Annotated in this window: 8 protein-coding genes; 2 read left to right on the top strand and 6 right to left on the bottom strand. The window is 67.9% G+C overall.

Translation table 11 applies throughout. From position 1 onward, the window contains the following. The first annotated feature begins 205 nt into the window (after positions 1-205). Positions 206-1,063 (top strand): TerD family protein, encoded by an 858-nt coding sequence (locus FF041_RS07135; RefSeq protein ID WP_153521505.1) that lies wholly within the window; start codon positions 206-208, stop codon positions 1,061-1,063. 20 nt (positions 1,064-1,083) lie between these two features. Here the strand turns inward: FF041_RS07135 and FF041_RS07140 are convergent, their stop codons facing one another. The 6 genes from FF041_RS07140 to FF041_RS07165 form a co-directional block, all read right to left on the bottom strand. Next, positions 1,084-1,818, bottom strand: coding sequence for a TerD family protein (locus FF041_RS07140; protein ID WP_153482726.1), 735 nt, complete (start codon positions 1,816-1,818; stop codon positions 1,084-1,086). Positions 1,819-1,983: 165 nt separating this feature from the next. Further along, the gene (locus tag FF041_RS07145; protein ID WP_323391399.1) at positions 1,984-3,129 is read right to left on the bottom strand and encodes a DUF475 domain-containing protein; all 1,146 of its coding nucleotides are present in this window, start codon (positions 3,127-3,129) and stop codon (positions 1,984-1,986) included. Between the two features lie 96 nt (positions 3,130-3,225). Next, the gene (locus FF041_RS07150; RefSeq protein ID WP_153521506.1) at positions 3,226-3,801 is read right to left on the bottom strand and encodes a TerD family protein; all 576 of its coding nucleotides are present in this window, start codon (positions 3,799-3,801) and stop codon (positions 3,226-3,228) included. Positions 3,802-4,017: 216 nt separating this feature from the next. Continuing rightward, positions 4,018-4,593 (bottom strand): TerD family protein, encoded by a 576-nt coding sequence (locus FF041_RS07155; RefSeq protein WP_323391396.1) that lies wholly within the window; start codon positions 4,591-4,593, stop codon positions 4,018-4,020. A gap of 115 nt (positions 4,594-4,708) precedes the next feature. Further along, positions 4,709-5,167, bottom strand: coding sequence for a peroxiredoxin (locus FF041_RS07160; protein WP_153482729.1), 459 nt, complete (start codon positions 5,165-5,167; stop codon positions 4,709-4,711). A gap of 194 nt (positions 5,168-5,361) precedes the next feature. Continuing rightward, the gene (locus FF041_RS07165) at positions 5,362-5,784 is read right to left on the bottom strand and encodes a DUF3052 domain-containing protein (protein ID WP_323391397.1); all 423 of its coding nucleotides are present in this window, start codon (positions 5,782-5,784) and stop codon (positions 5,362-5,364) included. A 473-nt stretch (positions 5,785-6,257) separates the two neighbouring features. Here FF041_RS07165 and aceE point away from each other — a divergent pair, with 473 nt between their 5' ends. Continuing rightward, positions 6,258-8,990: a pyruvate dehydrogenase (acetyl-transferring), homodimeric type gene (gene aceE, locus FF041_RS07170; RefSeq protein WP_323391398.1), complete on the top strand. Its 2,733-nt coding sequence runs from the start codon at positions 6,258-6,260 to the stop codon at positions 8,988-8,990. The last annotated feature ends 226 nt before the right edge of the window (positions 8,991-9,216 follow it).

Below are 9,216 nucleotides of genomic sequence, written 5' to 3' on the forward strand. Positions count from 1 at the left end.
CCCGCCCTACTGACATGGCCGGTAATAGTACGTTCAGGTGTGTGTCATCGGTTCCCGGAGTCCGTGAACAACCGGTTATCCCGTAATGGCGAGCATATGTCCCCCTCCGGGGACGGAGGGCATCCGGGGTCCGGAGGCCGGACGGGGCCCATGGGCCGGGGGCACCGGCCGTCCACGTTGTCCGGGCGGCCCCCGAGAAGGCAGGATGACGGGCATGACGCACGCGATGCCGAAGGGCTCGAATGTCCCCCTCCACGCCACCGCGGTCCGTGCCGTGCTGCGCTGGACGCCGGGGGCCGGCGTCCCGGATGTGGACGCCTCGGCCCTGCTGCTCGGGCCTGACGCCCGGGTGCGCTCGGATGAGGACTTCGTCTTCTACAACCAGCCGCGCCATCCCTCGGGGCTGGTGCGGCGGCTGCCGAAGAAGCGGGTGGCGGAGCATCTGACGGACACGGTCGAGGCGGATCTCGCGGCGCTCGATCCCTCCGTGGATCAGGTGGTGCTCGCCGCGTCCTCCGACGGCGACACCTTCCGGCACGTACACGACCTGCGGATCCAGCTCTACGACGCGGCTCTCGCCGATGGTGAGCCGCTCGCGGTCTTCGATGTGCGGCCGGACACCGGCGAGGAGACCGCGATCATCTGCGGGGAGCTCTACCGGCGCGGGGACAGCTGGAAGTTCCGCGCGGTGGGGCAGGGGTATCCGACGGGTCTGGTGGGGCTCGCGACCGAGTTCGGCATCTCGGTGGACGAGACCGATCCGGCCGCCGCGCCGCCGTCCCCCGAGCAGTCTCCGGCCGGGCCCGGCGGCGGGCCAGCATACGGCCATCCGCACCCTGCTCCGGCCGAGCGGGAGCGTCCCGCACACGCCCCGGGTGCACACGGCCCGGGTCTGGAGCAGCCCGCGCACGCCCCGGGTGCACACGGTCCAGCTCCGGAGCAGCCCGCGCACGCCCCGGGCCCGGAGCGGACGGGCTATGGATATCCGCAGCCCGCAGCCGCCTTCGCGGCCGACCCGGATTTCCGGCTGCCGCCGATGGGGCCTCAGTTCATCCGGCCCTGAAGGCCCTAGCCCTGAGGGCCTTAGGCGCGGGTCTTGTAACCGCGGCCCCACTGGAGGCCCCAGCCATAGAGTCGGTCCAGCTCCGCCTGGAAGCCGTAGACGAATTTGACCTCGCGGCGCACCACCAGGTCGCCCTTGACGTTCTCCATGGAGAACACGGCGCAGGAGCGGGCCTGCGGGGCGCGTTCGTCGAGCTCTATCTCCACCCGGGGGCCGCTGCTCGGGTGGAGCGTCACCAGCGCGTGCGTACGGTCGAACGCCGGGGTCTGGTCGTAGATGTAGACGAAGAACAGCAGCCGTTTGATCTCGGCATGATGGTCGAGATTGACATAGATCGTCTCGCCCGAGCCCGAGCCGAAGCGGTCGTCGCCGCTGAGCTTGACGTACGGCGCCTCATTGGTCGAGCCGAGGAAGTCCCCCAGCGGCTGGACCACACCCTTGCTGCCGTCCGCCAGTTCATAGAGGCAGCCGAGGTCCAGGTCGACATTGACCATGCCCTGGGTGTGGGCCTGGACCACCTCGGGCTTGAACAGCTTGAAGGGGTGCCTCAGCAGCTGTCCGCTCTGCCGGGACCCGCCCCCGATGTCGGAGGTGCGCATCCGCCAGGAGAGATTGACCCGCAGATGGCCGGTGGCCGCGCCCTGTTTCGACAGCGAGACCGAGGGACGGCGGCGCGTCAGCGCGATGGAGTTACCGGTGCCGCCCATGTCGAACTGCGCCGAGCCGCCCTGTCGCAGCCTGTCCCAGAAGGCCATGCCCGCCCCCACTCGTCTCGTCGGACCCCGCTCGGCCGGGCCCGCCCGATGGGACCCGCGCCGCGCCGCTCCGTAACCCCGCCGCTGTCGGCGCTTCAGCGGGGCGGCACCGGAGCCGGTGCCCCGAAGCCGCCCCGCTGAGAGCGTTCCTCAATCCGTGCCCGGTCACACCCCGGCGTCGGAGTGTGGCTCAGCCTTTTCGCCGAGAGCGCCCTCCCGGGCGGCGATGGCGCGGTTGCGCTGGACGGAGGACCAGAAGGACCAGCCGATCAGCAGCACACCGATGGAACCGGTGATCAGCTCAGGGATCTCGTACTGGATGGTGATCAGCAGAATGATCGAGAGCGCGCCGATCGCGTAGTGCGCGCCGTGCTCCAGATAGACATAGTCGTCGAGGGTGCCCTGGCGGACCAGATAGACGGTGAGCGAACGGACGTACATCGCGCCGACGCCGAGTCCCAGCGCCATCAGCACGATGTCATTGGTGATCGCGAAGGCTCCGATGACGCCGTCGAAGGAGAAGGACGCGTCCAGGACCTCCAGATAGAGGAACATGAAGAAGGCGGCCTTGCCTCCGATGGCGACGGCCGAGACCTTCTTCCCGCTCTTTCTGGCCTTCTCCTCCTGCTCGTGCTCGCGCTCCTCCTCCTCTTCGAGCTTGTTCTCGAAGTAGCCGGAGAGACCGCCGACGATCAAGTAGGTGATCAGGCCCGCGACGCCCGAGAGCAGTACGGTCTCCGCCTTGTCGGCGTGGCCCCCGCCGTGCTGGTGGGCGCTCTTCGCGAAGGTCAGGGAGCTGGCCAGCAGCACGATCAGGGCGATGCAGACCGACAGCATGTCGACCTTGCCGAGCTTGGCGAGCGGGCGCTCCAGCCAGCCCAGCCACTTGATGTCCCGGTCCTCGAAGATGAAGTCCAGAAAGATCATGAGCAGGAACATGCCGCCGAACGCCGCGATCGACGGATGCGCGTCGGTCACCAGCTGCTGGTACAGGTCCTTGTCGTTGAGGGCGAGATCGACCGCCTCGATGGGGCCGATGCCGGCGCCGACGGCGACGATGAGCACGGGGAAGACCAGCCGCATGCCGAATACGGCGATGAGAATGCCGATCGTGAGGAAGATCTTCTGCCAGAAGGCATTCATCTTCTTCAGGATTCCGGCGTTGACCACGGCATTGTCGAAGGACAGCGAGATTTCGAGGATGGACAGGATCGCCACGATCCCGAACGCCGTCCACCCGCCGTAGAGCACCGCTGCTACCAGCCCGAGCGCGGTGACCGCGAACGACCAGCCGAAGGTTTTCAGAACCACTGGCACCCAATCGTTTTCGTGGGGGGTCCCACCGGGCGGCGCCCGGGAGGGGCTCCCCGCACCAGGGGCGGGGAGGTACCCGCTCAGTGCGCGGATCTACGAGACATTGACCCCGAAGTCTAGAGCGATGCCCCGCAGCCCCGAGGCGTACCCCTGGCCCACCGCGCGGAACTTCCATTCGCCGTTGTGGCGGTACAGCTCGCCGAAGATCATCGCCGTCTCGGTGGAGGCGTCCTCGCTGAGGTCGTAGCGCGCCAGCTCCTGGCCGTCCGCCTGGTTCACCACACGGATGAACGCATTGCCGACCTGGCCGAAGGACTGGCCGCGGTTGTCCGCCTCATGGATGGAGACCGGGAAAATGATCTTGTCGACATGGGCCGGCACCAGGGGGAGGTCCACCAGCAGCGACTCATCGTCGCCGTCGCCCTCACCGGTCAGATTGTCGCCGGTGTGCTCCACGGAGCCCTCGGGGCTCTTGAGGTTGTTGTAGAAGATGAAGTACTCGTCGCCGAGGACGCGTCCGCTGCCGCAGAGCAGCGCGCTGGCGTCGAGGTCGAAGTCGGCTCCGGTGGTCGAGCGCGCGTCCCAGCCGAGCCCGACGAGTACCTGAGTGAGGTTCGGTGCGGCCTTGGTGAGGGAGACATTGCCCCCCTTGGCGAGCGTGACGCCCATATATCCAGTCCTCCCCAGCGACAGATGTTCCCTTGCCTGCTCCCGGCGCATTCCGCTCCGGACAGCCGTCTCCCGGCGCACACCGCCCCGGACAGCCGTCTCCCGGCGCGCACGGCTCCGCCCCCGGCGCTCACGCCGGCCGCCGCGAGGTGCGCGGGCACGTCCGGTGCCGCACTCGGCCTGAGTGCGGCACCGGACGGTTCGTGTCCTGCGCGGTCAGACGTTGACCCCGAAGTCCTGGGCGATGCCGCGCAGCCCCGAGGCATACCCCTGGCCGATGGCGCGGAACTTCCACTCGGCCCCGTTGCGGTACAGCTCGCCGAAGACCATCGCGGTCTCCGTCGAGGCGTCCTCGCTGAGGTCGTAGCGGGCCAGTTCATTGTTGTCGGCCTGGTTGACCACGCGGATGAACGCGTTGCGCACCTGGCCGAAGGACTGGCCGCGGCCCTCCGCCGCGTAGATGGAGACGGGGAACACGATCCGGTGGACGTCGGCGGGGACGCCTGCCAGATTGACCTTGATCTGCTCGTCGTCGCCCTCGCCCTCACCGGTGAGGTTGTCGCCGGTGTGCTCCACGGAGCCGTCGGGGCTCTTGAGGTTGTTGAAGAAGACGAAGTTCCCGTCGCTGGTGACCTTGCCCTCGGCATTGGTCAGCAGGGCGCTGGCGTCCAGGTCGAAGTCCGTGCCGGTGGTGGTACGGACATCCCAGCCCAGGCCCACGATCACCGCGGTCAAACCGGGCGCGGCCTTCGACAGCGAGACGTTGCCGCCTTTGCTGAGGCTGACTCCCACGAGTCCCTCCAGAGGTATTCAGGGGCGACGCCCCCGTCGTGCGTTCGTGTTCGGATCAACGAGTTGATCCTAGTGACCGGTTCCCGTGCGAGACAGGCTTTCACGGGAGAGGCCGTCAGAGTGTCTCCAGCGCCGTGACGTAGGCGTTGAGGTCGCGGGCGTCGGGGAGCGCGTTGACGACGCTCCAGCGGACCACACCCTCCTTGTCGATGATGAAGGTGCCGCGCACCGCGCAGCCCTTCTCCTCGTCGAAGACGCCGTACGCCCGCGAGGTCTCGCCGTGCGGCCAGAAGTCCGAGAGCAGGGGGTACTCCAGCCCCTCCTGCTCGGCGAAGACGCGCAGGGTGTGGATCGAGTCGTTGGAGACGGCGAGCAGCTGGGTGTCGTCGTTGACGAACTTCGGCAGTTCGTCGCGCAGGGCGCACAGCTCGCCCGTGCACACGCCGGTGAAGGCGAACGGATAGAAGAGGAGCACCACGTTCTTCTCGCCGCGGAACTCGGCGAGGCTCACCGTGCGCCCGTGATTGTCCTTGAGCTCGAATTCCGGGGCCTTGGTGCCGACCTCGATCGCCATGACGTATGAATCCCTTCGCTGAGCCCGTTCGGGTGATGGGCCCACCCTAGGTCCTCTCGTCCGAATCATGTCCGATTCCAGACGAAAGCCCTGGTCAGGGGCGTACGGATGGACTTTGGCCGAGCGGTCGGGTCATGCGCCGAGGCCCTCTCCGGGGGACCGGAGAGGGCCTGCTGCTCACTGCCTGTGATTGATCAGCGCTTGGGGGCCACCAGCCTGCTGCCCGCCCAGTCGCTGGCCACACTGATGCTCTTGGTCTGCGAGAGACCCGCGGTCTGCGCGGCGTCGCTGATGTCGCTGGGCTCGACGTAGCCGTCCCGGCCAGTCTTAGGAGTCAGCAGCCAGATCATGCCGCCGTCCTCCAATAGCCCGATGGCGTCCACCAGTGCGTCCGTCAGGTCGCCGTCCTCATCGCGGAACCAGAGGACCACGACGTCGGCGACGTCGTCATAGTCCTCGTCCACGAGGTCCTGGCCGATCACGGACTCGATGCCTTCACGGAGATCTTGGTCGACGTCTTCGTCGTAGCCGATCTCCTGGACCACCTGTCCGGGCTCGAACCCCAGCCTCGCTGCCGGGTTGGTCCGCTCCTCCGCGTGGTCCGCGGTCGCGCTCACGGCTTGCCTCCTGATCATGTATCGGTAGATGCTTCGCCCTCGCGCGTACGCGTGGCGTTGGCCGTAGTCCACACGGGCGGGACGGATCGCGCAAGTACCCGGCCGTTCAGACCGCCGAAACGGTGACTTTTGCATCCGTCTCGGCGCAACTCCAAACACGTTCCGCCACTAGCCGTGCAATCCGCCACACCATTCGGCCTTCTTTGCCACTTTACGTCTACCCGTCACCGGCATCTGAACCGAACACCCAAACGGAAGGCTTTACCGGGTTGGGGGTAAGGTCACGATTTGACCCTACCCGGTACACGGTATCGGTCGGGTCGTCGGGCAGATCACGGGTTACCCCTCGGTAGAGATGACGTTTGCCTCCCCGGGGTACACGATGGTGGCGATGCGGCACCGTCTGTCAACTCCGCGGGTACTCCCCTCGAAGGAGCCTTCCGCGGAACTTCTCCGAGCAGCGAAGGAATAGCGTGGCTTCCGGATCAGATCGCAACCCGATCATCATTGGCGGCCTTCCCAGCCAGGTCCCGGACTTCGATCCCGAAGAGACCAGGGAGTGGCTGGACTCACTCGACGCCGCCGTCGACGAGCGTGGCCGGGAACGGGCCCGTTATCTGATGCTCCGCCTCATCGAGCGCGCCCGCGAGAAGCGGGTCGCGGTGCCGGAGATGCGCAGCACAGACTACGTCAACACCATCGCCACCAAGGACGAGCCGTTCTTCCCCGGCAACGAGGAGGTCGAGCGGAAGGTCCTCAACGCCACCCGCTGGAACGCCGCGGTGATGGTCTCCCGCGCCCAGCGGCCGGGCATCGGCGTCGGCGGCCACATCGCCACCTTCGCCTCCTCCGCCTCCCTCTACGACGTGGGCTTCAACCACTTCTTCCGGGGCAAGGACGGGGGCGACGGCGGCGACCAGATCTTCTTCCAGGGGCACGCCTCCCCCGGCATCTACGCCCGCGCCTTTCTGCTCGACCGGCTGACCGAGGCCCAGCTGGACGCCTTCCGCCAGGAGAAGTCGAAGGCCCCCGACGGTCTCTCCAGCTATCCGCACCCCCGGCTGATGCCGGACTTCTGGGAGTTCCCGACCGTCTCGATGGGCCTGGGCCCGCTCGGCGCGATCTACCAGGCCCGGATGAACCGCTATATGCAGGCCAGGGGCATCGCGGACACCTCCCGCTCGCATGTCTGGGCCTTCCTCGGCGACGGCGAGATGGACGAGCCCGAGTCGCTCGGCCAGCTCTCCATCGCCGCGCGCGAGGGCCTGGACAACCTCACCTTCGTCGTCAACTGCAACCTCCAGCGGCTGGACGGCCCGGTCCGCGGCAATGGGAAGATCATCCAGGAGCTGGAGTCGCAGTTCCGCGGCGCCGGCTGGAATGTGATCAAACTGGTCTGGGACCGCTCCTGGGACCCGCTGCTGGCCCAGGACCGCGACGGCCTGCTGGTGAACAAGTTGAACACCACCCCGGACGGCCAGTTCCAGACGTACGCCACCGAGACCGGCGGATACATCCGCGAGCACTTCTTCGGCGGCGACCAGCGGCTGCGCGCCATGGTCGAGAGCATGACCGACGAGCAGATCCTGCATCTGGGGCGCGGCGGTCATGACCACCGCAAGGTGTACGCGGCGTTCGCGGCGGCCAAGGCGCACAAGGGGCAGCCGACCGTGGTGCTGGCGCAGACGGTCAAGGGCTGGACGCTCGGCCCGAACTTCGAGGGGCGCAACGCCACTCACCAGATGAAGAAGCTGACGGTCGACGATCTGAAGGGCTTCCGCGACCGGCCCCACCTCCCGATCACGGACGCGCGGCTGGAGAGCGGTCCGCCGCCGTACTACCATCCCGGCCGGGACTCGGCGGAGATCCAGTACATGCACGACCGCCGCAAGGCGCTGGGCGGCTATGTGCCGACCCGGATCGTGCGGGCCAAGCCGCTGGCGCTGCCGGACGACAAGGCGTACGCGGGGGTCCGCAAGGGCTCCGGCCAGCAGTCGATCGCCACCACGATGGCGTTCGTCCGGCTGCTGAAGGATCTGATGCGGGACAAGGAGATCGGCAGGCGGTTCGTGCTGATCGCGCCGGACGAGTACCGCACCTTCGGAATGGACTCGTTCTTCCCGAGCGCCAAGATCTACAACCCGCTCGGGCAGCAGTACGAATCGGTCGACCGTGAACTGCTGCTCGCGTACAAGGAGTCGCCGACCGGGCAGATGCTGCACGACGGGATCTCCGAGGCGGGGTGCACGGCGTCGCTGATCGCGGCCGGCTCCGCGTACGCCACCCATGGCGAGCCGCTGATCCCGGTCTATGTCTTCTACTCGATGTTCGGTTTCCAGCGGACCGGCGATCAGTTCTGGCAGATGGCCGATCAGCTCGCGCGCGGTTTTGTGCTGGGCGCGACCGCGGGGCGTACGACGCTGACCGGCGAGGGTCTTCAGCACGCGGACGGGCACTCGCAGCTGCTGGCGTCGACCAACCCGGGGTGTGTGGCGTACGACCCGGCCTACGGCTTCGAGATCGCGCATATCGTCAGGGACGGTCTGCGCCGGATGTACGGCGAGAATCCGGAGGACGTCTTCTACTACCTCACCGTCTACAACGAGCCCATCCAGCACCCGGCCGAGCCGGAGAACGTGGCTGTGGACGGCATCCTGAAGGGCATCCACCGCTTCAGCGCGGGCGGCGCCGGTTCCATCCCGGCGCAGATCATGGCCTCGGGCGTGGCGGTGCCCTGGGCGGTGGAGGCGCAGCGGATCCTCGCCGAGGAGTGGGACGTACGCGCCGATGTGTGGTCGGCGACCTCCTGGAACGAGCTGCGGCGCGATGCTGTGGAGGCGGAGCAGTTCAATCTGCTGCACCCGGAGGAGGAGCAGCGCGTTCCGTTCGTCACCCGGAAGCTGAGCGGCGCTCAGGGGCCCTTCGTCGCGGTCTCGGACTGGATGCGTTCGGTGCCGGATCAGATCTCGCGCTGGGTGCCGGGCCGGTACAACTCGCTGGGCGCGGACGGCTTCGGCTTCGCCGATACGCGCGGTGCGGCCCGCCGGTACTTCCACATCGACGCCCAGTCGATCGTGCTGGCGGTCCTGACCGAGCTGGCGCGGGACGGGAAGGTCGACCGTTCGGCGCTGAAGCAGGCGGTGGACCGCTATCAGCTGCTCGATGTGCGGGCGGCGGACCCGGGCGCGGCGGGCGGGGACGCCTGATCCGAGCCGAGTTCAGTGGAGGGGCGGCGGGGCCTGGGGGTCCCGTCGCCCTCTCCTCCGGGGGCGAGTGGTCCCGCCGTGCCTCCAGGCTCCGGTGGTCCCGTCGCCCCTCCGCATATCGGTCAACCCCATGGATCGCATGATCGGTTGACCGCGCCCTGAGGGCGGGCGGGCCCGGCGGAAGGGGCCGGGCGCAAGATCACCCGCATAGGCGAAGGCGCCGCCG

Source organism: Streptomyces jumonjinensis, assembly GCF_009600885.1.
Taxonomy (GTDB): domain Bacteria; phylum Actinomycetota; class Actinomycetes; order Streptomycetales; family Streptomycetaceae; genus Streptomyces; species Streptomyces jumonjinensis.